Here is a 22,236-nt window from a genome sequence, read left to right on the forward strand (position 1 = left end):
GCGATGTGGTCAATCCAGGAGTTTGGGGCAGACAGGGTAGATCACTTGGTTGTCCTTCAGTCGCTCTTGGAGCGCTGTGTTGCTGAGAGGGGAGGCTCTGACGTCGGGATGCACATCGTTGCCGAGGCCGTCGCCATTGCGCTCCAGGGTGTCGGCCGCGGTGCTTCTCTGGTCGGCTCGGGTCTGGATCGCGGATTTCACCTTCGGGTCGGTTGCCTTTGCGGCGGCGGCCCTCAGGCCGGCTGCTACTTGCCTGTCCTCGCCCACGAGATCTCGCACCACTCGTGTGTCGTGGTGGGCGTTCAAGTCCACGACCTGTTTGGCCTCGGCGCAGCCGGCGGGCGTGTCGGGTCCCTTCGTCGCCACCACCACGACGACGGTCGTGGCAGCGGCCGCCACGGCCACGGCCCCTGCGGCGACGGTGAGTTTGGCGGTGCCGAGTTTGGCGATGTGGGCGATCAGGCTGCCGATCTTCGCCGTCGGGGCGACGGGCGCGGAGAGGAGCGCCAGGGCCGCGACCACGGCGGCCTTGTCGCCGGTCAGCACATTGCGGGTCTGTTCCTCGGCAAGGGTGTAGTAGTCGACGTCGTTGGGCCTTCCGCTTCGGGTTGCTGCGATCTTGCCCAGTGCGTAGAGGTGCAGGGCGATCTGCCCGCGGCCCGCGGTCAGGGCGATCGGCGCAGCAACCTTGACGAAGCGTACGAGCAGCGCCCATTCCTGTGTGTCGTACAGCGCGCGGGCGACGGACAACAGTAGGTACGGTTCGGGCGCCGGTGGCTCGTCCACCGTCGTCGGCTCTGACACCGGCTCTGACGTCGGAGCTGGCATCAGTGCTGACAGCAGCCCTTCGGCCGCGGTGGTGGCCGAGGTGGGGGCCCAGTTCTGGCTACGGACGGCGGAGGCGGCTTCTTCCGTGATCTGGTAGGCGCCGTAGCGGTGCACGACCAGGCGCCGGTCGTGAAGTTCCGGCCCCGCGTCCGCGGCCCGGGGGTCCCCGGTGACCGGCGCGAACCAGGCCGCGGCCAGTGGCGCGCCGAACGTCGCCAGCGCCACCATCACGCGACGGGCCGGCTCGCTCAGGGCGATGGCCAGGGCCTCGGCCTGATGCTGTGGGCTCAGCTGGTCCGGGTCGACCGGCGGCGGCTGGTCATAAGGCTCCCGGGTCGCCCTGGCACGCCACTGGTCGGAGCCCTTGATGAACTGCGCGTACTGGAACAGACGTTGTGGCCGGCCCTCGGCCATCTCGTAGACGTGATCGAACTGGAGGTGCTGCAGGCCGACCGGGCCCAGTGCCAGGCCCAGTTCGGAGCTGAGCAGTTCGATGGCGGCTCCCCGGCCCAGGGGCTGGATGTGGTGGGCCGCCCCTGGGGCCGGCAGGGTCGGATACGGAGCGGTGAACAGGAACGTGCACCCGGAGAAGGTCTGCAGTACACGGGCCACGTCCGGTTGGTCCAGTGCGCAGTCGAAGACCGTGATGTGCACGTCGGAGACGTCGGCGAGAGCTGCCCGCAGTGCGGTTTCGTCCACTTCGCGCAGGAAGGGCTTGCCGAAGAAGACCTCGGCCAGCCGCTGGTAGAGGATCGCCGGCGTGAGCGTCTCCCCGGGACGAGGCCAGAGGATGTGGCCGCGTCGTCCCCGCTCGGCCAGTTTCCGGTGCACCGCCTCCGCGATGGCCTGTTTCCCGACGCCCGCGGCCCCGTACAGCTGGACGCTGGTGCCTTCGGCCAACTCCCGGGCGGCCTGCGCCACGATGTCGTCACGGCCGAACAGCGGGGTCGGGGCGGGGGCCGCCAGTACGGGGGCTTCGTGCAGCGGAAGCTCCAGCACGCTGTGGGTCTGGACGAATCTGCCGTCGGAGTAGCTGACGTTGAAGGCGAAGTTACCGGTGCTGACGATGCCGTGGACGTCTCCGTGAACCACGACCGATTTCTCGGCACCGGACGGTTCCGCACTCGGGCTGTTGGGTGCCGCAGGCCCGTCCAGCGGGCCGGACCCGCCGCTCACCGGCTCTGCCCCTGGATGTTCACCGCGTCGTCCCCGGTCGAGACGATCCCGGATACGTCCCCGCCGACCGTCACACTCCGAGGGCCGCCACCTGGGACGGCGGGCCCTTCCGGAAGCAGCGCCGCCAACTCCGTGGCCAGAGCGGGGTCGGCCGCCAGTACGCGCCTGATCTGAAACCGGAGTGCGGCCAGCGCGTCCGGGTCGTCGACGGCCCCCGCCAGGTCCGTCACCGCCCCCTCGATCGGCGTGGCGTCGGGCGTGCGGTGCAGGATCCGGTCGAGCAGCCGCTGCCCCAGGTGCACCGTCGCATCGGCGGCCTGCTCTTCGGCCCGGTTCAGCACGGCGACGCCGTAGGCCCCCACCGCCGCGCCGATCGCCGGTACGACCTCACCGAGTAAGGAGTTGATGTCCACCCTTGCGTTCCCCCGTAGACGGCATCGCGGACAGCGGCCACGTCCACGATGGTGACGCCGGCCGCCAGTCTTTCCAGTACAGACCCATCAGCCCCAACTCGGCAACCATTTCAGCGAGTTGGCGGGAACGGAAGGTCGGCCGTTCGCGCCAACCGGCTGATCAAGTGGATCAGGGGGTGTCTGGCGCTCCCCGCCGGTGCCAGGCCGATGCCAGTGGCCTGGCACCGGGCGTAGCTGCCGTATGCGCGACTTTCGTCGTCGGCTGTCGCGACCAATGGCGCAAGCGTGTCCCGCTGCGGTCGCCTAACGTGGCCGCGTGACACGCGTGGAACGTACGGACGGTCGGGCCGCGGCCCGCCGGACATTGGCAGAGGGGTTGCGCTCGGCGCCCCGACGGCTGGCCGGACTGGCCGATCCGGTCAGGGCGCTCTTCGCCCCGGGGATGTGGACTCCCGGGCGCATCGTGGGCGAAACGCTGCTCTGCGCGGTGCTCGGGCTGCTGGCGGCGGCCGCCGAGGTCCCGGCAGGTCTGCTGTCCGATGCCGGCGTCGTACGGGTCGTCGCCGTGGGGCTGGCAGCCGCGCTGCTGTCGCTCCTGCGCCGGGTCCTCCCTGCGACCGTGCTCCTGATCACCGCCACCGGCATGAACGAGTTCAGCGGCCTCACCGTGCTCGTCGTGGTCGCCGCCTGGTCGGCCGGCCGGCGGATCGACGGTGTCGGCAAGGCGGCCGGCACCTTCGCCGCCGCATACGCCCTCTCCCTCGGCCTGACCTTCCTGAGGGATCCGCTCTCCCTCACCATGACCCTCACGTTCGCCGTCCCGCTGCTGCTGGTCATGATCGTCGTCCCTGGTCTGATCAGCCGCTACTGGTCGCAGCGCCGCACGCTGACGGACATCCTGCGGGAGTACAACGCCCAGCTGCTGCGCGAACGCGCGATGATCGCCGGGCAGGCCCGGATGCGGGAGCGGCAGCGCATCGCGCAGGACATGCACGACAGCCTCGGCCATCACCTCACCCTCATCTCGGTCCACACCGGGGCGCTGGAGGTGGACCGGGAGCTGACCGGGCGCCAGCGGGAGGCCGTCGGGGTGTTGCGCGAGGCGTCGGTGGCCGCGCTGCACGAGCTGCGCGAGGTGGTGGGGCTGCTCAAGGATGGCATCGAGAGTCCTGGCACAAGCCCCGCCACCCCTGCCGTACAGGCCCCTGGAGAAGGGCATGCCACGGTGCCGTCCCGCGGGGTGGCCGGCATCGAGAGTCTGGTGGCAGCGTCCCGGACCGCGGGGACCGCCGTGGAGCTGCGGCACTCCGGCGAGCCCCGCCCGCTCCCCCCGACCGCGGACCACGCGGCGTACCGCCTCGCCCAGGAGGGCCTGACCAACGCCCACAAGCACGCCCCGGGCGCCGCGATCACCATCGAGCTGCGGTACGAGCCGGACGCACTGGTCGTGGAGGTCGCGAACGGCCCCGCCCCGGAGACGGCGGAGACCGGGCGGAGCGTGGTGAGCGGCGGGCAGGGCCTGACCGGGATCCGGGAACGGACCTGGCTGATCGGGGGCATGGTCCATGCGGGCCCGACGGCGGACGGTGGTTTCCGGCTGGCGGGCGTGCTGCCCTACGCCTCGCCGGAAGGCTGTGCCCCGAGCCGCCCACCGGGGGATGCGGAGACGACGTTCGCCGGTCCCACCGGCGACTTTCGGGAGCAGATCCCGGCCGGCCCCCTGGGCGAAGGTGTTCCGGTCATCGACGGGAACGGTCTTCCGAAGGAGCTGGCCAGGGCCATGAGCAGGAAAACGAAGCGAAGCGGCGTCGCCATCGGTTGCGGGATCGCGGCACTGATCCTCCTACTGCTGGTGGTCTTCGGGGTCGTCGCCGCGGTCTTCCTGGTGGGCGAGACCGACAAGGCCATGATCGAGCCGAAGCAGTACGACGCGGTGCGGGTGGGCCAGCCGGAGACGGCGGTCCGCGCGAAACTGCCTCGCGGGAACTCGTTCCTGGCCGAGGGCCTGGACAAGGGTGCACCGCCCGCACCGATGGGCGCCGCATGCCTCACGCTGATGTCCACCGAGAACGGCAGCAGTTGGAGCACGGAGCCGGTGTTCCGGTTCTGCTTCAAGGGCGGCAAGCTGATCGAGAAGAAGTCCTTCGAGATCACGAGGTGAGGGGGAGTCCGCGAACCGAGGGGGAACCCGCCGCTCACCGACGGGTTCCCGGGAGCCTCAACAGCCCATCGTCCAGGTGTGGGAGGCTCCCTTGTCGTTGGCGGCGGCGTTGTAGCCGATCTCCTGGCCCGGGGCGAGGCAGATGGTGACATGGCCGAGGAGTTCGCGGCCGGAGTAGACCTTGACGTGGTCCTTGACGCCGGGGCCGGAGATGCCGTGGTTGGCCCAGGACGAGTCGTGCCATGCCATGTCGCCCTCCCACCAGTGGTCGTCGCCGCTGTGCTCGATCTTCAGGCCGGTGTAGTTCGCGTCGGTCCAGACGCAGAAGTTCCCGCTGCCGCACGGCACCGCCTCAGCGGAGGCGGAGGTGGCGAGCACGGCGCCGGCGGCGAGGAGGGAGGCGGCGAGGAGGGAGAAGACGCGCCGGGCGGCGGTCGACCGCGGCTTCATCGTGACGTTCATCGGGATGGTGTTCCTTTCGCGGGACGGTGGTTGCGGAGCAGGCCGACGGCGGTCGTGACGGCGTGGGAGCGCATACGGCGCCAGTCGGCGAGGTCGGCGCTGTGGCGGGCGCGTACCACGGCGAGCGGGAGATGGGCGTGTGTGGCCTCGGGCCCGAGGTTGTTGACGATCGCGGACGTCCGGAACCAGCGCCGCTGGTCCCCGTACAGCCGCTGCTGTGCCGTGGCGAGGCAGCCGTCGCTGTGGGCGCGTACGACGAACCCGGTGGGCAGTCGGACGGAGAGCTGGGCCGGTCCGGTCCCGAACAGGGCCTCGGATACGCGCTGTTGCGCGGCGGGCGGCGGCGGACTGCGGTCCGGCCGGGGCGCAGTCAGGCCCCGGCGGCTGAGGCAGTCGTCGGTGAGGATCTGGGTGGCGGTCTTGATGAGGTCGTCGGAGGAGACGCGGTGAGCGGGGGCGGCGGCGCAGCCGCTCACCAGCACCGGCAGGGCGAGGACGGCCAGGGCCGTCATACGCGGACGCATCGTGACGGAGGAGATCGATGTCCGGGGTGTGTCTCAGCCTGCCTCGCACCCCATCGTGGTGTTGCTGACACCGTCGAACTTGCCCGCCCACTCCCAGTTCTCGGAGTAGTCGTCCGGATGGATCGCCCGGTACAGACACCCACCGCCGTTCTCGTAGCTGATCGCGTACACGGTTACGGACGCGTGTGAGTCGAAGGACACCGCAGACCGCTTCACCGGTGGCGTGGCCTCCTTGTACCCGGGCGGGGAGTAGTCCCAGGCGCCGCCCATCTGGCCGGATTTGGGCCAGAAGTACACATGTCCTGTCGGCACGGCAGCGATCCGCGCACTGCGCGCTACGGCTGGATGGGCCGAGGCGGTGGTGGGCAGGAGCGCGCCGAACAGGGCAGCGGCGACGGCAAGTTGACGCATGCGGAGACCCCCCGGGGAAGCGGCGCACTGTGGCTGCGCCGTGCAATGCCACGATCCCCAACATCGGTAGCGCTATGCGCGGAATCAGAATGGTCCACCCATGTAGGTGAGCAAAGATCGGCCAGGGCCGCCTCCCGGTCGCCGAGGCGGCACGGGCGATCGTCACGCGACGCAGGAGGGTCCGCGAAGAAGGACAAGGCGACGCCGCGATCTCGAAGTCACGGGCGGACACGCCATCGTGGACGTTCCCCCGGCGACCCGGCGACCCGGCGACCCGGCGACGTCCGCTCTACGGGCACGGACTGCGCTGCCTCTCCCACGGCACCGTCTCCCAGGTAACCGTCCTCCGGGTCGCAGTCCTTCAGATCGCTGTCTCTCAGGTCACGGCCTGCTCCGTCCAGATGGCCTTGCCTCGGGCGAAGTAGCGGGTGCCCCAGCGTTCGGTGAGCTGGGCGATGAGGAACAGGCCGCGACCGCCCTCGTCCTCGTGGGCGGCGTAGCGCAGGTGGGGCGAGGTGCTGCTGGTGTCGGTCACCTCGCAGATCAGCGTCCGGTCGTACAGGAGGCGGACCTTGATCGGGCCTGGGGCGTAGCGGATGGCGTTGGTGATCAGCTCACTGAGGATCAGCTCGGTGGTGAACGCCTGCTCTTCCAGCCCCCAGCCCGTCAGCTGTCGGGTGACCTCGGCGCGGGCGCCTGCCACGGCCGAGGGGTCGGGCGGCACGTCCCACTCGGCGATGCGGTCGGGGTCCATGAGGCGGGTGCGGGCGACGAGGAGGGTGATGTCGTCGCGCCGGCGGTCGGGCCGCAGTGCGCTGATGACGACGTCGCAGGTCTCCTCCGGCGGGCGGGAGGGGCGGGCCAGGGCCGTACCGAGGATCTCCAGACCGGTGTCGACGTCGCGTTCCCGGTCCTCGACGAGGCCGTCGGTGTAGAGGACGACGCTACTGCCCTCGGGAAGGCGTAGCTCCACGGCCGTGAAGGGGAGACTGCCCACGCCGAGCGGTGGGCCTGCGGGGAGCTCGGTGAACTCCACGGTGCCGTCGGGGCGGACGACGGCGGGTGGCGGATGGCCGGCCCGGGCCATGGTGCAGGTGCCGGTGGTGGGGTCGTAGATGGCGTAGAGGCAGGTGGCACCGGTGATGGCGAGTTCATCCGTCGCCGGGCCCGCCTCGATCGTCGCCGAGTCCGTATCGGTTTTCGTGTCCGTGTCGGCGTCCGTGGCCGTGCCCACGGCCGGGTGCACGGCCGTGTCCGTGGCCGTGTCCTGGTCGATGCGGGCCACCAAGTCGTCGAGCCGGGCGAGGAGTTCGTCCGGTGGCAGATCCAGGGTCGAGAAGTTCTGTACGGCGGTGCGCAGCCGGCCCATGGTCGCGGCTGCGTGCAGCCCGTGGCCCACCACGTCGCCGACGACGAGCGCGACCCTGGCTCCGGGCAGCGGGATGACGTCGAACCAGTCCCCGCCCACTCCGGTCCGGGCGGGGAGGTACCGGTAGGCGACGTCGAGGGCGGTCTGTTCGGGCAGGCCGCGGGGGAGCAGGCTGCGCTGGAGGGCCACGGCCATGGAGTGTTCGCGGGTGAAGCGGCGCGCGTTGTCGATGCAGACGGCCGCCCGGGCCGCCAGCTCCTCGGCCAGGGTCAGGTCGTCCTCTTCCAAGGGCGGGCTTTCCCGCTTCCGCCAGAAGTTGGCGACGCCCATCAGCACACCGCGCGCCTTGAGCGGCACGGTGATGAGCGACCTGAGGCCGTGTTCGATGACGATGCGAGTGCGCTCGGGGTCTCCCGCAAGCCATTCGGAGGCGGCGAGCAGATCGGGTACGAGCACGGGCCGTTCGCTGACGAAGACGGTGGCCATCGGCGTGGCGGGGACGTACCGGTACACCTCGCCCACCCGGTACTGGGGATGGGTGAACGTACCGCTGAGCGCCACGCGCCGCAGCTCCGGCGCCTCCGTGTAGGCGCCGGGCGGCGGCTCCTCACCGCGCAGGACGGGCTCGGCGAGGTCGACGGTGACGTAGTCGGCGAACCGGCGTGCGGCCACCTCGGTGAGCTCCTCGGCGGTGCGGGTGACGTCCAGGGTCGTGCCGACGGCCACGCTCGCCTCGTAGAGCAGCCGGAGCCTGCCCTGGGCGGCCGCGGCCTTCCCGGCGAGGGCGCGCAGCTCGGTGGAGTCCCGCAAGGTGGCGACGCTGCCGGGCGGACCGCCGTGGCGGTCCGTCGACCGGTTGTTCACCGCCAGGAGACGGTCGCCGACGGGGATCACTTCGTCGGAGGCATCGCGCCGGGAGAGCAGCAGCTCCGTCGTCCTGGCGTCGAGGTCGAGGCTGTCGACCTGCCGCCCCTCCACGTCCGGGGGCAGCGCGAGGAGCCGGCGTGCCTCGTCGTTGGCGAGTACGACCCGGCCCTCGTCGCCGACGATGACCACGCCCTCGCGCACGGCGTGCAGCACCGCGTCGTGGTGCTCGTACATCCGCGTCATCTCGGCCGGTCCCAGACCGTGGGTCTGCCGCCGCAGCCGCCGGCTCACCAGGGCCGTTCCGGCTGTGGCCAGGGCCAGCGCGCCGGCGCCCGCGCCGATGAGGAGCGGGAGCAGCCGGTCGGCGGAACCGCTGATCTTGCTGATCTTGAGCCCGGACGCGACCATGCCCACGACTCGGCCCCCGTCCAGCACCGGGACGACGGCCTGCATCTCCTCACCGACGGGACCCTGGAGGCTTTCGATGGTGACGTGGCCGGCCAACGACGGCCCGATGGTGCCGATGAACTTCTTGCCGATCCGTTCCGGCCGCGGGCTCGAATAGCGGGTGCCGTCCCGGTTCATGACGACGATGAAGTCGACACCGCCCGCCTTGCGGGCCGCTTCGGCCAGCGGCTGGAGCACGGCAGCCGGGTTCGGGCCGCGCAGCACGGCGGGTAGGCCGGGGGCGTGGGCGAAGCTCTCGGCGGCGGCCAGCGAGCGGGCTCGCGCCGCCTGGAAGCGGTCGTTCCGAGCCAGCAGCGCCAGCGCGGCCACCGCCGCCGCGATGAGCAGCACGATGATCAGCGCCTGCAGCACGAACATCTGCCCGGCGAGGCTGCGCACGCTCGCCATGGGTCGGAAACGCCGCTTCGAAGGCGCCGGAGAGCCTGGTGGCCGCTGTCGACGCGCACGCGCGAAGCGGCCCGGGACGCGGGCCATGCCCCCTGTCTAACCTCGCTCCGGCGCGGACGGCACACACCACGCCGGGCACTCGCACGGCTTGCCCAGTCCTGCGGCCGGCCCGGGCCCGTCGGCTCCGTCGGTCCCGGTCGGTCCTGTGTGGCCCGCAGACATCAGGGGTGGTTTGCGGTCCTGCCCTCGGTCCACGAGTGTGCGGACGCTCCCGGAGCACGGCCTACTTCTCCAGCCGTGACACATCAGGTGCTCGTTCGCCGGCGGCTTCCGGTATCGCGTCGGCGATCGACTGCACTTGTTCGGCCGAGAGCGGGACCGCCAGTGCACCGGCGTTCTCGTGGAGGTGCGTGCGGCGTCGCATGCCCGGCAGGGGGATCACGTCGTCCGGCTGTGCCAGCACCCAGGCCAGCGCCAGTTGCGCGGCAGTGCAGCCGAGGTCCGCGGCCAGAGTCCGTAGGCGATGGACCAGGCGCAGGTTGGCCGCCAGGTTCTCGGTGCGGAAGCGGGGGTGATCGCGGCGAACGTCGTCGGTGGCCAGGGTGTCCACGCCGGTCAGCGCTCCGGTGAGCAAGCCGCGGCCGAGCGGCGAGTACGCCACCAGCGTGACGCCGAGTTCGCGGGCCGTGGGCAGGATCTCCCGTTCCAGGCCACGCGTCCACAGCGAGTACTCGCTCTGCAGCGCGGCGATGGGGGCTGTCGCACACGCACGGCGCAGCGTGTCGGCGTTCACCTCCGACAGACCGATGTGGCGCACCTTGCCCTGGGCCACGAGCTCGCTCATGGCCCCGACGGTGTCCTCGATGGGTACGGCCGGGTCGCGTCGGTGCAGGTAGTAGAGGTCGAGATGGTCCACCCCGAGTCGGCGCAGCGACGCGGTACAGGCCCTCTTGGCGTAGGCGGGCGTGGAGTCGACCCGTCGCGCGCGGCGGTCGGTGGAGCGTACGACGCCGAACTTGGACGCCAGGAACACCTCGTCGCGGCATCCCGCGATCGCTCGCCCCACCAACTCCTCGTTGGTGTACGGGCCGTACATGTCGGCCGTGTCGAGGAAGCCGAGGCCCACTTCGAGTGCCCGACGGATCGTCGCGACCGACTCCGTCTCGTCGGCGGGGCCGTAGAAGTCGGACATGCCCATGCAGCCCAAGCCGATCGCCGAAACCAGCGGGCCGCCACGTCCCAGCCGCCTGCGCAGCATCCGAGCCTCCTGTCGGGGGTCTGTTCCGTGGTCACCCCGGCTCCTACCCTGAAGGGCAAGTGTCGGTGCGCAACCGGAAGGAAGACGCCGATGACCCGGGATGCCAACAACGGCTGGACGCGGCAGACCTTCATCTCTCCCACCGCCTTTCGGATTCCCTACAGCCCCGACCATGCCCTCCTGGCCCGCCGATTGCGTACCGAGGTACTCGACCGGCGCGGCTTCGCCGTCGTGTCGGGCACGCCTGCCGGCACCATGAGCACCCCGCAGGCCCAGGAGTTCGCCACGTCGATGCTGCGCCACTTCGGCGAACCGCTCATGCAGGGCCGGGGCCCCGACACCGCCCTGGGATGGCTCGTGCGGGACGAGGGCGCCTCGGCGTACACCGACGACCGTCGCTTTCACGAGAACGCCTACACCTCCGAATCCCGCGGCTATCTGCACCTGCACAACGACCGCGCAGTGCAGCCCTTCGGCCAGGCCCCCGACTGCATCGCCCTCCTCGCGCACCGCAAGGCCGCGCAGGGCGGTGCTTCGGTCCTGGTGGACGGCTGGACGCTCCACCGCATCCTGCGCGAGACCTCCCCGCACGCTCTGGACTTGCTCAGCACGCCGTACCCGGTGGACCGCCGCCACGTCACGCCCCACGGCGAGAGCCCCGTGGTACGAGTGCCGGTATTCGAGCACGCCGACGACCGCGTCCAGGTCCGCTGCAACCTCAAGCGCATCCGGACCGCCGCCGAACTGACCGGCGCGCCACTGCCACCGGAGCAGCGAGCGGCTCTGGAAACCCTGGGCCAGGTGCCGGCCCGCCCGGAGCTCAAGGTGACGATCCCGCTTCAGGAGAGCGACTGCCTCGTCATCGACGACCGGCGCGTCCTACACGGCCGGACCTCCTACGTGGACCACCCCGACACCGCTCGCCGGCGCTGCCTCATACGAGTCATGCTGCGGGTACCAGCCCGCAGAGTCCCTGAGAGCGAGGCCGACTGACCCAGCCGACGCCACACCACCAGCGTGGCTACAGCACCGGCGCGCACCGTGTGATTCTCGACCTCGCCTTCCAGGAGCTCGGGGTACAGCGCGTCGCCGGGTGGATCCCCCTGGACAACGAACAGAGGATCAAGGCGCTCGACGAGCACGGCGCGCTCGGCAAGTTGGGGTGCGCCACGGACGAAATACGCCGCAATCACGTGTTCATCAACGGTTCCTGGCGGGACTGCGACCTGAACTCCGTGAGCGCGGAAGAGTGGAGCCGACGTCGCGAGCGGATCGTCGCGCGACGCGAGGAGAGCGGGACCAGCACGTAGAGGACGGCGTGGGCCGGAGGGGAGGCCACAGAGCCTGGAGGCGGTGGCCCGGCCCGCCGGCCGTGTCCACGATGCGGTTCGGGACACCCTCCCGATGAACAGTCGCCGCCCACACCGGAACGAACGGGCGTACACAGCAACTGGGCAGGTAGAGATGTACGGCACCGGGGAGTTGACCTTGGCGCGCCATCAAGTGATCAAGATGTTCGGCGCCGGCGTCAGCCCGGCGTCACGGGCGGGGGCCGAGCGCGACGCGGCATGCCGGCCGGTAGTACGCCCTGAGTCCGGCGGCGTTCAAACGGCCCACGTCGCGGATTCGGTCGCGGCGGACTCCGGCGTCCAGTCGCACCCCGTCTCACCTGCGGTCCGTCGCAGCCGGTGACGGGGCGCGTCACCTGATTGCCACATGGTGATGGCCCCTCGCGTCACTCGTTGGTGTGATGCATTGGGAGGTTCTCCGGTCCGAGTGTGGAGGTCCGAATGATCCCTTTCTCGATGCGTGTCCGGTCGATGGGCATCCTGGCCTTGATGGTCTGCGTACCCGCCGGTGCCACCGTGGCGGTGGCACCCGATGTGGCTTCCGCGTTGCACGCGCAGACCCGCGCCGATCTGGACGCGTCGATGCACGGCGAGGCGTACGCCTATGCCACCTACTCCTTGTTCGCCGACCAGGCACGTGCCCAGAACCTGCCGTCCGTGCAACAGCTCTTCCAGCGCACGGCCCAGGTGGAGCTGGGCGAGCACTTCGCGGAGGAGGCCAAGCTCAGCGGTCTGGCCGGCAGCGACGCGGCCAATCTGCAAGCGGCGATGAAGGGCGAGGACTACGAGTCGCACACGATGTACCCCACCTTCGCCAAGCAGGCCCGGCAGGACGGCGACACCGCCGCCGCCGGTCTCTTCGAGGAGATCGCCAAGGACGAGTCGGCCCACCACGCCGCGTTCGCCAAGGCGTTGGAGGTCCTCCGCACCGGCAAGGGCACCGTCCCGGCACCTCCCGGTGTCAAACCAGTGACCGTCCAGGCCGGGGAGCCCAGGGTCCGTGCGGCCCGGACGAAGCAGAACCTGGGCACCGCGCTGAACGGTGAGGCGCTGGCGTCGGCCAAGTACACCCAGTTCGCCCAGGCCGCCACCGCGCACGGCAACCAGGCACTGGCCCGCCTGTTCACCGGCACCGCCGACGTCGAGCGGCGCGAGCACTTCGCCGGCGAGGCGCAACTGGCCGGCATCGTCGCACCGACGCGCCAGAACCTCACCACCGCGATCAACGGCGAGCAGTACAAGTCCCGCATCATGTACCCCACCTACGCCCGCCAGGCCAAGACAGCCGGCGACGCCGAGGCCGCGAAACTGTTCGCCGACAACGCCAACGCCGAGGCCGGTCACGCCCGCGCCTTCGAGAACGCGCGCGACCAACTCCACTGACGGCACGACCGGACGACCGGACGACCGGACGACCGGACGATGGGACGACGGACCACGGCGCGACGGCCGGAGCGGGCACTCGCAGGTACGGGCCCGCCCGGCCGTCGGTGTCCGCCCGCACCGGCGTCCGCTACGCTCGCGTGGCCGCCATGGTGGTCCTGTTCACCGACGTCTACCTGTACTGACCCTGCTCGTTATCGGGAAGAACTGCGGTCACGGTCGAGCGGCATGAAGGGGCGGCATGGTGGGTGGCGAACTGTTCGTCCTGGAGGACGTGACGGTGCGGCACGGCAACACGGTGCTGCTCGGGCAGGTGACCTGCACGGTCGGGGCCGGGATGTGCACGGCGCTGGTCGGTCCGTCCGGCGCGGGGAAGTCCACGCTGCTACGGCTGCTCAACCGGATGGCAGAACCCACCAGCGGCCGGGTACTCCTCCACGGCCGACCGCTGCCGGACTGGGACGTGCTGATGCTGCGGCGCCGTGTCGGCCTGGTCGGGCAGCAGCCGGTCCTGCTCACCGAGCACGTCGTCGACGAGCTGCGGGTCGGCCGCCCGGGGCTGAGTGAAGACGAAGCACGCGTGCTGCTGGTCAAGGTGGGCCTGTCGGCCGCCCTGCTCGCCCGGCCGACCGCCGGGCTTTCCGGCGGGGAGGCACAGCGCCTGTGTCTCGCCAGAGCCCTGGCCGTCCGTCCCGAGGTGCTGCTCCTGGACGAGCCCACCTCGGCCCTCGACGCCGCCAGTGCAAGGGCCATCGAGGAGTCGGTCCGTGAACTGCTGGCCGCCGGTCTGTCCGTCGTGCTGGTCAGCCACAACACGGCCCAGGCCCGCCGCCTCGCCGACCGCGCGCTCGTCCTGCGCGAGGGCCGGCTCGTCGCTTCCGGCCCCGCCGACGAGGTGGCCTACCTCAAGGAGGAGCGATGAATCCCGCCGTTCCCAGCTGGCCCGGCGTCGCCGCCTCGGCGGCCCTGGTCCTGCTCGCCATCGCCGTGGCCTGGTACCGGCGCCTCCACCTGGCCCGCGAGATCACGGTCGCCGCCATCCGGGCCGGGCTCCAACTCACCGCCGTCGGCGCCGTACTCGTATTCGTCTTCCAGCACACCGGACTTGCCGGAGCCGCCGGCTGGCTCGCCCTCATGGTGCTCGTCGCCGGCCAGGTCGCCGCCCGCCGCGCTCGTGGCCTGCCCCACGCGCTGCCCGTCGCCACGGCAGCCATCACCAGCGGCACCGCGGCAACCATGGGGTCCCTGCTCGCGCTCGGTGTGATCGCCACCCAGTCCCGCGTGGTCATCCCGGTCGGCGGCATGGTCGTCTCCGGCGCCATGCAGGCCACCGCGCTCGTCCTGATCCGCCTGCGCGACGAGGCACGCACCGCCCGTCCGGCCATCGAGGCCCGCCTCGCCCTCGGCCTGTCCGCCGCCGACGCGTTCGCACCCCACATGCGCTCCACCCTGCGCACCGCGCTCATCCCCGCCATCGACTCCACGAAGACCGTCGGCCTGATCAGTCTGCCCGGCGCCATGACCGGCCTCATCCTCGCCGGCGTCACCCCGCTGACCGCCATCCGCTACCAGATCGTCGTGATGTACATGCTTCTCGCCGCAGCCGCCCTGGCCTCCCTCACCGCCGCCCGCCTCGCCGAACACACCCTCTTCGACCCCGCCCACCGCCTGCGCCCACTGGCCCCCGAACCTTCCAAGCCCCGCTGACCCTGTGAACCCGCTCAAGAGGCCCGATGGCTCTCCGCCGGGGCGGAAGTGCGGAAGCCGCAAGAGGCGGGGGGGGCTCCGGCGATCGCGCCGGCATTCGGGCCCGTGCAGACTTCACAGCCGGGCTTTGAGCACGTCGACCTCACAGCCCGGCGCGGACGGGTCGAAGCCGTGCTCGACCAGCCAGCGAACCGCCAGCAGGCTTCGCAACGACCACCACGCGCGGATCACATCGAGGTCAACGTCGGCGCCATAGCCGGCGACGACGTCGCCGAGGTGCTCCTGGTGTCCGAGAGTCAAGATGGCGAGGTCGAAAAGGGCATCACCCCGGCCCGCCTCGGACCAGTCGATGATGCCCGTGATCTCGTCGCCGTCGACGAAGACGTGGGCGATCTGTAGGTCGCCGTGGGTGAACACCGGAGTCCACGGCCGGAGCGCGGCCTGGGCGACCTGGCGGTTGCGGGTGACCAGGTCGGCAGGCAGGACGCCGTTCGTCACGAGCCACTCGCACTCGCCGTCGAGATCCGCCGCCAACTCGTCGAGGCCCTTGCCCGCCCGGCCGGGCCAGGGCGGCAACGGCGCGTCATGCAACTTCCGGATGACGGCACCCGCCGCTGCCCACGCCGCCGGTGAGGCGGTCGACGGCTCGCCGAGGCGGCCGAGCGCCGTCCCCGCGACCGCCGCGACCGCCAGCACGGGCGGCCTGCGCCACAGGACCTTCGGGGTCGGGACCGGCGCCAGGGCCATCGCCTCGACCTCGACGTCGATGCGCGTCTGATCGGCGTCCACCTTCAGGAACACGTCGCCGACGCGCAGGGTCGCGCGCTCGGAATGGGCGACGACCACCTCGACCTCATCCATGGCGACCAGTATCCCGAAATGACCGTCGACGTCACCGGGTTTGTCCAGGAGCGCCGCGATGCTCTGCAGGGCACCGGGCCCAGGGAAGGCCCCACCGCTGATCTCGTGGTGGATCTCATCGCGTATCTCGTCGCGCGGGCCGGTCCGGCCGGCTCCGCTCCTCGGACACCGTTGCCCCATGGATCGCTTCTGTCATCCCAGTACCGCTCCAGGGCGGCAGTGGGTTGGGAGCTCGACGGTGGTTGGCCGTTGGCCATCGGACGAGCCAGGGGTAACCACCTTGACTGAACCGGCGCCGCCGAGGCGACTCGCAAACCCTTGGTAAACGCTTCCCCAAGTCGGTAAACGTGCTTTGCGTGGCACTGGACGTAAATGTTGATCTTGATCTGCGCACATCGGACAGCGGCGCATGTGTCCTCTTCCAACGGACTTGAACAGGAAGGTCATGACTTTATGCATATGAAGGCACGTCAGCGAGCAGGCATAACAATGGCGTTGGCGGCTGGTGCCGCATTCATCGCCGCGACTCCGAACGCCTCCGCTGCGGCGCCCTCAGGGCAGACGCTGGACAGGGTCCTCGCCGAATCCGGCAAGACCACGACCTTCGCTCGCGACACCGCGTGGACGTTCTCCAAGCTGAAGGGCGACCACCACCTCGCCGCCGACAAGGACGGTGGTGTGTCCATCGAGGACGGCGGGGGCGAGAAGCTTCTCACCATGTCGCCCAAGCCCGTCAAGGACGCGGAAGGTCACCTGCACAAGGTGACTTGGACCGTGAAGGGCAACACCCTCTACCAACACGTCGACACCCCGAACGCCACCCTCAAGGGGGTCGTAGCCCCCACTGTGACGGCCTACGGTTTCTGGGACTGGGCCAAGTGCGTCGGCAAGAAGAGCCTCGACACGGCTGAGCTCGGCGGCGTCGCCGGGTGCATCGGAGACCTTGAGACCGGATGCGCTCCCGGTGCCGCCGTCGGCGGGTTCGGCGGAGCTGTCGCCGGCATGGTCCAGGGCGCCCACAAGTGCTGACCCACGCATCGGAAGTCAGGGTGTGGGGATGCTGCAAGGTGGTGTTGCGATGAAAGAGAAGGAACTGCGCCCGCCGAACGGCCGATTGTTCTTCTCGGGCGCGGTCGCCGTGGCCATCTGCGTGGGCACGGTCATCAAGGCGTCCTTCTCGGGTTGGGTGTCGACCGTGGCAGGTCTCGCCGGCGCCGTCGTCGTCGCTCTGGCGGCGCGACTGTGGCACCGGCAGGCCGACCTGAGGTACCGACGGGCACGTGCTCTCGCGGAAGAGCAGAACGGCTCCGGGGACACCACGCTGTAGGCCCGGCGAGAAGTCGGACAGCATGGCCCCTTCCGGCGGTACTCGCCGGCACACGGCGGACACGGCCGGAAGGGGCTTCTCGGCCTCTGTCGCCCGGTGTTGGCGACTCCGCGCCCGCGCTCTGGGTGTGCTGTCCTGTCGGTCTCGGCCGTCAGCGGTCACACTCCGATGAAGCTCACCGTTTCCGTCATGTCCGCCCGCCCGGTGCGCAGCCGTGGCACGCCTTCCTTCTCGAATCCCACCGAGACGCCGCAGAACAGCACGAGCTCGTCATCGGCTCCGACTGTTCGGCTGACGGTCTTGCGGTACATGGTCCACATCACCTGGGGGCAGCTGTGCAACCCTTCCGCCCTCAGCAACAGCATGACCGTCTGCAAGTACATCCCCGCGTCCCCCCACTGTCCGGGCCCCATCGTCCGGTCGAGATAGCAGAACAGTACGACCGGGGCCCCGAACGCCTCCGAATTCAAAGTAGCTATCTTCTTGGGCCGGTTGGGGTCGTCGCGCTCGATCCCCAGCGCTTCGTAGCGCTGAGCTGCCGCGGCGGAGAAACGGTCCAGATACGGCGAGGTCAGTTCGTCCGGGTACATCGGATACTGCCGCTCGTCACCAGGGTCTCCCGCCAGTGCCCTGGCCGTCGCGCGCCTCTTCAGTTCGGCCAAGGGTTCGCCGGTCACGACATACGTGTGCCACGGCTGGAGGTTCCCACTGGACGGAGCCCGCGTCGCCGCGGTCAGTACTCGTTCGAGTACCTCCTTGGGCACCGGCTCATCGCTGAACGCCCGCACGGCCCGGCGACTGTCCACGGCCTCATACACATCCACGTGTTCGCTCCCCCTCATTCAACCGGGCCCCTCCACCGTATTCAGCGGCCGGCACCGAGCATCGCCGGGGCCTGGACGGCGTCCCGACGCACAGTCAGTCGTCATACGACACGTGGCGATTCCATATGGTCCGCTGGGTGGTTGTTGGAGGTGGCGTTCTACTTGCTGGTTTCGGCGAGGAACGCCTCGGCGACGGCGCAGTGGAGGGCGGTGCCGACGGCGAGCGCGTCTTCGTCGTACGTCACGTGGTTGGAGTGGTTGTCCGGTGCCGTCTCGGGTGCGCGGTCCGGTGGGCATGCGCCGAGGAAGGCCATCGCGCCGGGGACGCGTTGCAGGATGTAGGAGAAGTCCTCGCCTCCCATGGTCGGGTGCGGCAGTTCGTGGAGGTGAGCGGGGCCCACGACGCCGGATGCCGCGGCGCGTACCGTAGCGGTGAAGTCGGGGTCGTTGTGGAGTGCCGGGTAGCCGTCGGTGAGCTCTACGTCCGCGGTGGCTCCGTGGGCGGCGGCCACGCCGTGGGCCACGCGGGCGATGCCGTCACGCACGGCTTGTCGGCCCGGCTCGGAGAGCGTGCGGTAGGTGCCGGTCAGCTCGGCGGTCTCCGGGATGATGTTGACCGCACGCCCCGCCGTGATGCTGGTGACGGTGACGACGGCGGGCTCGAAGACGCCGATGGTCCGGGTCACCATCGTCTGCAGGGCTTGGACGATCTCGCAGGCGACCGGTACGGGGTCGAGCACCTTGTGGGGCGCTGCCGCGTGCCCGGCGCGCCCCCGCACGGTGATGCGTAGCGTGTCCGCGGCCGCGAACTGCGGTCCCGGCCGGAGGTGCACCGTGCCCGCCGCATGACGCGCGGTGATGTGCAGGGCGAAGGCACCGTCCACCGGTGAGCCGTCGACGTGGTCGAGGAGCCCCTCGTCGATCATCAGCGCGGCGCCGCCGCCGAGTTCCTCGCCTGGCTGGAACATGAACACCACGCGCCCCGCCAGCCGGTCACGTCGGGCCGTGAGCAGCCGGGCCGCGCCGATGAGCATGGCCGTATGCGTGTCGTGGCCGCAGGCGTGCATGACTCCGGCCGTCCGGGAGGCGAACGGGAGCCCGGTGGCCTCCTGTTGGGGCAGCGCGTCCATGTCCGCGCGCAGCAGGAGCGTGCGCCCGGGGGAGGCGCCTTCCAGCACCGCCACGACGGAGCTGAGCCGCTCGCCGACGGACACCGTGAGGCCGAGGTCGGCGAGTGCCCGCAGGATCGTCGCCTGTGTGCGCGGCAGGTGGATGCCCACTTCCGGGGCGCGGTGGATCTCGTGTCGTACGGCCAGGATGCCGGGAAGCAGGGCTCGGGCCTCCGACAGCAGGGGAGAGGGGCGAAGGTCCTCGGTCATCGGCCGGTCACCGCCTTGAGCAGGGCGCGGATGGTCTGCGGGGTCCGGTCGGGCAGTGCGAGGTCGAGGCGTTCGTCCAGGCCGCCGGGGTTGACCATGTTGAATTCGAATACGTAAGGATAGGCGAGGTCGATGCCGGCGAACCGGATGCCGTGGCGGAGAAGTTGCTCGCCGATGTCCAGACACAGCCGATGCTCGTCGGCGGTCAGTTCGGTGTCGGTGCACTGGGCGCGGTGGGCGGTGTTTCCTCGGTGCTCGCCGGGGGCCAGCCGGTGGAGTTGCTGGGCCACCGGTCGGCCGGCCGCGAGCAGTACCCGCTTCTCCTCAGGGTGCGGCACATACTCCTGGAGGACGCAGTACCGGTTGCGGAGGCCCATCAGACCCCCCTTGGTGAGGAGGTCGGTGATCGCGGCGTTGCCGGTCATGGACTGGAGCAGGACCCGGTTGTTGCTCGAACCGGGCTCCAGGAGATAGACGTCCGCGCCGGCGTCGCCGGCAGGTGGCTTGATGAGCCAGGTGGTGTCGGGTGCGGTCTGGTATTCGTCCCACAGTTCCGTGAAGGAGTTGGACACCAGTGTGCGCGGAAGGTGCCGGGGTGGGACGACCGCCGGGAGGGCGGTCTTGGTGTTGAGCATCAGGATGCCGGTGACGTCGTTCACGAACGGCACCTGCTGGTTGAGGCACCACAGGAGCTGCCAGGCAGCTTCCTCGACCGACGGATGGGGGTAGTTGAGCACCCACACCGCGTCGATGTCCGCGAAGTCGCGCTGTTCCAGCTTGCCGGGAAGGGGGGCGAACGCCTCCACGGTTCCGTCGGGCCTCCCGAGCGGGCAACGGATCTCGGTACCCAGCGACGACAGGCCGTTCACCGTGCCGATCCACACCTCATGCCCCTCGGAGACCAGGGTGTTGGCGTACAGGGCGTGGCAACTGTCCAGTTCCGCGGTGGTGCCGATGAGCAGCGCAATGCGCACTGGCGATCCCTCCTCAGCCATCCGTATGCTGCGATGCTCCTCCTTGCGAAGGGGATACGGTGCGGATACCGGGATCGGGGCTCGTCAGCATCGGCCAGACGTCCGGAAACGCTCCCTTGCCCGACGTCTCACCCCGGCTGGGCCCGGTGAAACTCCTGCACCGGCCACTTCGGTGCCTTGCCCGCCCGGCGACCGGTACTTCCGGCCGGAGTTCTCGTACAACGGGCGGTAGAGCCGACGAATCAGCAGGCCGACCGTCGACGTCGCGGTAGCAGTGGAGGGCGGCCGACCGGCTCTGGCCGTCATCGGTATGTCCGCAGGAACGAGGTCGAGCGGAATTCCTGGCGCTCAAGGGCTTCCGGGCCGTTGCCACGAGGTATGCGAAGTGGGGGGTATGTCTTCCACGGCACGGTGACCCTCGCCGCGATCCGTCTGTGGCTCCGTTGACGTTCTGCCGGGGTGGGATCACGCCCCTGTGAGCGTGGTGAGACGAGCGAGTTCCCAGGGGTCGTGCGCGCTGAAGACGGTGACCTGTTCTGCGTGGTCGCGGCGGAGGGCGTGTAGCCGATCGCGGGTGGCGACGCTGGCCGCGATGTCGGTCCGGGCTCCGTCTTGGATCGGGGCGAAGACGGGGTGGGGCAGCGGCGGGGTCTGCTCGATCTCGCCGTGATACATGTACGCGTCGCCCGCGTGCAGGAGCCACCCCTCGGCATCGTCGCGCACGGCGACGCCCGAGTGGCCCGCCGAGTGGCCCGGCAGCGGCACCAGCAGCAGTTCGCAGGCAAGTCCCTGCGGACGCGCCACTCCTGAAAAGCCGTACCACTGTTCGCCGTCGTCCGCGACGGCGGGCGTCAGCAGCGGGCCGTGCGCCCGGTGCGCCGGCATGAAGCGGTCGAGGCTGTGCCGGTGGTGCGGGTCCGCGGGGTCGGTGACGGCCGAGTACTCGGCCGGGTGCACGTGCACCCGTGCGCGGGGGAAGTCCGGCAGCCCTCCGGTGTGGTCGCGGTGCAGGTGGGTGAGCACGATGTGCCGCACGTCCTGCGGTGCGTAGCCGAGGCGGATGATCTGCCGCAGCGCGCTCTCCTCGGGATACCGTGCGGGCTGGGCGTAGGCCACCCAGTCCGCGCCCAGTGTCCCTTCGGGGTCGTGCCGGTCAGCAGTGCCAAGGCCGGTGTCGACCAGAACCAGCCCGTCCGAGTCCGTCTCGATGAGCAGGCAGTGGCACACGGTGGCCAGTTGATCGGTCGCGGTACCTGTGCGGCGTTCCTCGCCGAGCAGGGGAATCGTACGGAGAGAACCGCAGTTCAGGTGATGGATACGCATGAGGACCCCCGAGGGAAGCGGGCGGGCTGTTCACACGAGACGTTAGGAAGGGCCGTCGTGACTCACCAAACCGTTGGACACACAGGGCCGGTTGACCGCGGCCCGCTGGCGGACTGTCCTGACAGCGACCTTGTTCCGCCAGGCCACCAGCCGCGCTGCCCCGTGGACATCACCCTCGCCACACTGGCCGGCCGATGGACGCCCCTGGTGCTCCGCGAATTCCTGCGCCGCGGCCAGGCCACGTACTCGGAACTGTCCGCCGCCCTGCCCGCCCTCTCGGACAAGGTCCTCTCCGACCGGCTGGCCCAGTTGACCAGCGCGGGCGTGATCGAGCGCCACCGCACCCCCGGTTGGCCTCCACGAGTCCGCTACACACTCACGGCGCAGGGCCGAGCGCTGGAGCCGGTGGTGCGCAGTATGTGGGAATGGGGCACCGCGCGACGGCAGGACACCCGCGGCCAATCGCCAGACCCGTCAGACGGGCTCTAGTCCAGATCCTTGCGGACGGCGGCCGGGATGGCCTGGGTGTCGGCGCCGACAGCCCGGGCGACCGAGGCGAAGTCCCGTGCCAGCGCGGCGAGCTGACGCACGGTCGGCAGGCGTTCGCCCTCGGTCAGTCGGCCGGTGACGATCAGGGCGGCGAGCTGGGCGCGGATCTGTTCGTACGGCGGCACAGGGCTGGTGGTGTCGACGTGAACGGCGGGGCCGATCGCCGTTGGGCTGCCCGGGGGGGGCCACCACGGTATGGGTATTACGGATGGTGCCGGCCTCCGGTGTGGGTTCGC

General features: G+C 70.4%; 22 protein-coding genes and 1 pseudogene. 10 read left to right on the top strand and 13 right to left on the bottom strand.

Annotated features, from left to right (window positions below; all coding sequences use genetic code 11):
- Window positions 1-9: 9 nt before the first annotated feature.
- Together K2224_RS38985 and K2224_RS38990 are read right to left on the bottom strand one after the other, a co-directional pair.
- Window positions 10-1,920 (bottom strand): ATP-binding protein, encoded by a 1,911-nt coding sequence (locus tag K2224_RS38985; protein WP_221911809.1) that lies wholly within the window; start codon window positions 1,918-1,920, stop codon window positions 10-12.
- 80 nt (window positions 1,921-2,000) lie between these two features.
- Window positions 2,001-2,417, bottom strand: coding sequence for a hypothetical protein (locus K2224_RS38990; RefSeq protein WP_260693826.1), 417 nt, complete (start codon window positions 2,415-2,417; stop codon window positions 2,001-2,003).
- A 442-nt stretch (window positions 2,418-2,859) separates the two neighbouring features.
- Between K2224_RS38990 and K2224_RS38995 the strand changes: the two genes are divergently transcribed.
- On the top strand, window positions 2,860-4,578 hold the full coding sequence (locus K2224_RS38995; RefSeq protein WP_221912265.1) for a sensor histidine kinase: 1,719 nt from the start codon (window positions 2,860-2,862) through the stop codon (window positions 4,576-4,578).
- A 57-nt stretch (window positions 4,579-4,635) separates the two neighbouring features.
- Here the strand turns inward: K2224_RS38995 and K2224_RS39000 are convergent, their stop codons facing one another.
- The 5 genes from K2224_RS39000 to K2224_RS39020 form a co-directional block, all read right to left on the bottom strand.
- Window positions 4,636-5,040: a peptidase inhibitor family I36 protein gene (locus K2224_RS39000; protein ID WP_260693827.1), complete on the bottom strand. Its 405-nt coding sequence runs from the start codon at window positions 5,038-5,040 to the stop codon at window positions 4,636-4,638.
- Complete coding sequence (locus K2224_RS39005) at window positions 5,037-5,552, bottom strand: hypothetical protein (protein ID WP_260693828.1); 516 nt, start codon at window positions 5,550-5,552, stop codon at window positions 5,037-5,039. The genes K2224_RS39000 and K2224_RS39005 overlap by 4 nt, the downstream gene beginning before the upstream one ends.
- 45 nt (window positions 5,553-5,597) lie before the next feature.
- Complete coding sequence (locus tag K2224_RS39010) at window positions 5,598-5,975, bottom strand: hypothetical protein (RefSeq protein ID WP_221911811.1); 378 nt, start codon at window positions 5,973-5,975, stop codon at window positions 5,598-5,600.
- A 376-nt stretch (window positions 5,976-6,351) separates the two neighbouring features.
- Window positions 6,352-9,066: a SpoIIE family protein phosphatase gene (locus tag K2224_RS39015; protein WP_260693829.1), complete on the bottom strand. Its 2,715-nt coding sequence runs from the start codon at window positions 9,064-9,066 to the stop codon at window positions 6,352-6,354.
- Between the two features lie 283 nt (window positions 9,067-9,349).
- Window positions 9,350-10,324 carry an aldo/keto reductase gene (locus K2224_RS39020; RefSeq protein WP_221911813.1) on the bottom strand — a complete coding sequence of 325 codons (975 nt, stop codon included), beginning with the start codon at window positions 10,322-10,324 and terminating at the stop codon, window positions 9,350-9,352.
- 90 nt (window positions 10,325-10,414) lie between these two features.
- On the opposite strand from K2224_RS39020, the gene K2224_RS39025 reads away from it, so the two are divergent.
- The 5 genes from K2224_RS39025 (at window position 10,415) to K2224_RS39045 (ending at window position 14,763) form a co-directional block, all read left to right on the top strand.
- A complete protein-coding gene (locus K2224_RS39025; RefSeq protein WP_221911814.1) occupies window positions 10,415-11,317 on the top strand; it encodes a TauD/TfdA family dioxygenase in 903 nt (300 codons plus the stop codon).
- A gap of 50 nt (window positions 11,318-11,367) precedes the next feature.
- The gene (locus tag K2224_RS39030) at window positions 11,368-11,634 is read left to right on the top strand and encodes a GNAT family N-acetyltransferase (RefSeq protein WP_221911815.1); all 267 of its coding nucleotides are present in this window, start codon (window positions 11,368-11,370) and stop codon (window positions 11,632-11,634) included.
- Window positions 11,635-12,114: 480 nt separating this feature from the next.
- On the top strand, window positions 12,115-13,056 hold the full coding sequence (locus K2224_RS39035; protein WP_221911816.1) for a ferritin family protein: 942 nt from the start codon (window positions 12,115-12,117) through the stop codon (window positions 13,054-13,056).
- 241 nt (window positions 13,057-13,297) lie between these two features.
- Window positions 13,298-13,978, top strand: coding sequence for an ATP-binding cassette domain-containing protein (locus K2224_RS39040; protein WP_221911817.1), 681 nt, complete (start codon window positions 13,298-13,300; stop codon window positions 13,976-13,978).
- Window positions 13,975-14,763: an ABC transporter permease gene (locus K2224_RS39045; RefSeq protein WP_221911818.1), complete on the top strand. Its 789-nt coding sequence runs from the start codon at window positions 13,975-13,977 to the stop codon at window positions 14,761-14,763. The genes K2224_RS39040 and K2224_RS39045 overlap by 4 nt, the downstream gene beginning before the upstream one ends.
- A 114-nt stretch (window positions 14,764-14,877) precedes the next feature.
- On the opposite strand, the gene K2224_RS39050 is transcribed toward K2224_RS39045, so the two are convergent.
- Complete coding sequence (locus tag K2224_RS39050) at window positions 14,878-15,624, bottom strand: phosphotransferase family protein (protein ID WP_221911819.1); 747 nt, start codon at window positions 15,622-15,624, stop codon at window positions 14,878-14,880.
- A 489-nt stretch (window positions 15,625-16,113) separates the two neighbouring features.
- Between K2224_RS39050 and K2224_RS39055 the strand changes: the two genes are divergently transcribed.
- Window positions 16,114-16,653 (top strand): hypothetical protein, encoded by a 540-nt coding sequence (locus K2224_RS39055; RefSeq protein ID WP_221911820.1) that lies wholly within the window; start codon window positions 16,114-16,116, stop codon window positions 16,651-16,653.
- Window positions 16,654-16,702: 49 nt separating this feature from the next.
- A complete protein-coding gene (locus K2224_RS39060) occupies window positions 16,703-16,951 on the top strand; it encodes a hypothetical protein (protein WP_221911821.1) in 249 nt (82 codons plus the stop codon).
- 158 nt (window positions 16,952-17,109) lie between these two features.
- On the opposite strand, the gene K2224_RS39065 is transcribed toward K2224_RS39060, so the two are convergent.
- From K2224_RS39065 to K2224_RS39075, 3 genes are all read right to left on the bottom strand, one after another.
- Complete coding sequence (locus K2224_RS39065; protein ID WP_221911822.1) at window positions 17,110-17,775, bottom strand: nitroreductase; 666 nt, start codon at window positions 17,773-17,775, stop codon at window positions 17,110-17,112.
- A 158-nt stretch (window positions 17,776-17,933) separates the two neighbouring features.
- Window positions 17,934-19,154, bottom strand: a complete 1,221-nt coding sequence (locus K2224_RS39070; RefSeq protein WP_221911823.1) for a M20 family metallopeptidase — start codon at window positions 19,152-19,154, stop codon at window positions 17,934-17,936.
- The gene (locus tag K2224_RS39075) at window positions 19,151-20,128 is read right to left on the bottom strand and encodes a RimK family alpha-L-glutamate ligase (protein WP_221911824.1); all 978 of its coding nucleotides are present in this window, start codon (window positions 20,126-20,128) and stop codon (window positions 19,151-19,153) included. Before K2224_RS39075 ends, K2224_RS39070 begins: the two co-directional genes overlap by 4 nt.
- A 231-nt stretch (window positions 20,129-20,359) precedes the next feature.
- Between K2224_RS39075 and K2224_RS39080 the strand changes: the two are divergent.
- Window positions 20,360-20,575, top strand: a pseudogene (locus tag K2224_RS39080) (IS5/IS1182 family transposase); the annotation flags it as partial.
- A gap of 18 nt (window positions 20,576-20,593) precedes the next feature.
- On the opposite strand, the gene K2224_RS39085 reads toward K2224_RS39080, so the two are convergent.
- A complete protein-coding gene (locus K2224_RS39085; protein ID WP_221911825.1) occupies window positions 20,594-21,451 on the bottom strand; it encodes an MBL fold metallo-hydrolase in 858 nt (285 codons plus the stop codon).
- Between the two features lie 162 nt (window positions 21,452-21,613).
- On the opposite strand from K2224_RS39085, the gene K2224_RS39090 reads away from it, so the two are divergent.
- The gene (locus tag K2224_RS39090) at window positions 21,614-21,940 is read left to right on the top strand and encodes a helix-turn-helix domain-containing protein (RefSeq protein ID WP_260693830.1); all 327 of its coding nucleotides are present in this window, start codon (window positions 21,614-21,616) and stop codon (window positions 21,938-21,940) included.
- Here the strand turns inward: K2224_RS39090 and K2224_RS39095 are convergent.
- Complete coding sequence (locus tag K2224_RS39095) at window positions 21,937-22,125, bottom strand: GntR family transcriptional regulator (RefSeq protein ID WP_260693831.1); 189 nt, start codon at window positions 22,123-22,125, stop codon at window positions 21,937-21,939. The two genes, K2224_RS39090 and K2224_RS39095, sit on opposite strands and share 4 nt — an antisense overlap.
- Between the last annotated feature and the right edge of the window lie 111 nt (window positions 22,126-22,236).

Origin of the sequence: Streptomyces sp. BHT-5-2, assembly GCF_019774615.1 — a bacterium.
In the GTDB taxonomy this organism is placed as follows: Bacteria; Actinomycetota; Actinomycetes; order Streptomycetales; family Streptomycetaceae; genus Streptomyces.